1 protein-coding gene is annotated in these 1,499 nt (G+C 41.1%); it reads left to right on the top strand.

Going from position 1 to position 1,499, the window contains the following annotated elements:
* Positions 1-54 precede the first annotated feature (54 nt).
* A protein-coding gene (locus tag BCR26_RS18180; protein ID WP_139124985.1) for an IS3 family transposase occupies positions 55-1,442 on the top strand; the annotation gives its coding sequence in 2 pieces (ribosomal slippage) (positions 55-589 and positions 589-1,442; 1,389 coding nt in all).
* The last annotated feature ends 57 nt before the right edge of the window (positions 1,443-1,499 follow it).

The raw sequence follows: 1,499 nt of genomic DNA, 5'->3' as shown, positions 1-1,499 counted from the left end.
TGTAGTGCGCCCCTTAAGTTGGACCAGAAAATCTAACTTAAGGGGCTTTTTATAGTGGCTAAATATGATTATGACTTTAAAAAATTAGTTGTTGAAGCGTACCAACAAGGGAAAGGTGGTTACGGGACTCTCGCCCGCCACTATGGTATTCCAGCTGATTCGACCGTGCACAAATGGGTGAAAATTGTAGAAAAGTTGGGCTTTGATGCGCTACACCGAAGAAAAAACAACCAAATTTATTCTTTCCAATTCAAGCAAGATGTCATACACTATTATTTGACTAGCGGTGACTCTTACCTTGATGCTGCGTTGAGATATGGACTATCATCAGGAGCATTACTCCAACGATGGCATCAACTATTTCTGCGTGAAGGCATGGAAGGTCTTTTACCGAAACGGAAAGGAAGGCCTTCAATGACAAAGAAAAAGCAAACACCTAAAAAGCGGGCAACACGTGAGCAGGAACTGGAACGAGAAAATGAACTGCTTCGTGCAGAACTGGCCTTCATAAAAAAGCTCCGAGCTTTAGGGATGACTATCCCAGATCGACTCAAGAGCGAGACGCACGAATCATCCACGAACTCCGAAAAGAGTTCCGATTAACGATTCTTCTTGAAGCGACAAAATTTCCTAAAGCAACATACATGTATTGGCAAAAGCGACTAAATCGTGAGAACCCAGATGCAAAATTAGAGGAAATCGTTAAAGAAATTTTTGAAGAAAACAATGGAAATTATGGCTATCGTCGGATTCAAATCGCCCTAAACCAACTCGGGCTAAAGGTGAATCAGAAAAAAATCCGACGAATCATGCGTAAGCTTGGGCTGAAAGGTCTAAAATTCACACGTAAATCACGCAAGTACAGTTCCTACAAAGGAACGGTTGGACAAGTGGTAAAGAATCGGATTCACAGACGATTTTTCACATCCGTTCCACACCAAAAAATCACGACGGATACCTCTGAATTCAAGTACTATGAACAAGGAGAAAATGGAAAACCAGTCATCAAAAAACTTTATTTAGATCCTTTCTTGGATTTGTTTAATGGAGAAATTTTGTCTTACCAAATTTCAGAAAAACCAAACGCGAAAGCCATCCTTGATGCGCAAAACAACGCGATAGAACGAACAGCTGACTGCCCTTACCGTCGGACTTTCCATTCCGATCAAGGATGGGCTTACCAGATGAGTGGATATAGAAAGCCACTAGTGGCTAAAAAAATATTCCAGAGCATTTCCCGAAAAGGGAATTGCCTTGATAATTCACCAATGGAAAATTTCTTTGGGCTACTAAAGCAGGAAGTGTATTATGGTGTGATATACACCAGCTTTGAAGGATTGAAGCAGGCAATTAATGAGTGGATCTATTACTATAATCACCAACGGATCAAAACGAAACTCGGTTGCAGTCCTGTTCAATATCGTGAACGGACAACGACATAAAACTACCGACCAGATTTTTCCAGTCGGTATTTGGTCTAACTTTTGGGTCTCACTACA

Origin of the sequence: Enterococcus rivorum, from assembly GCF_001742285.1 — a bacterium.
Classification (GTDB): domain Bacteria; phylum Bacillota; class Bacilli; order Lactobacillales; family Enterococcaceae; genus Enterococcus_L; species Enterococcus_L rivorum.
Note: the sequence above shows the minus strand (reverse complement) of the source record. Positions and strands in the feature narration are given on the sequence as shown.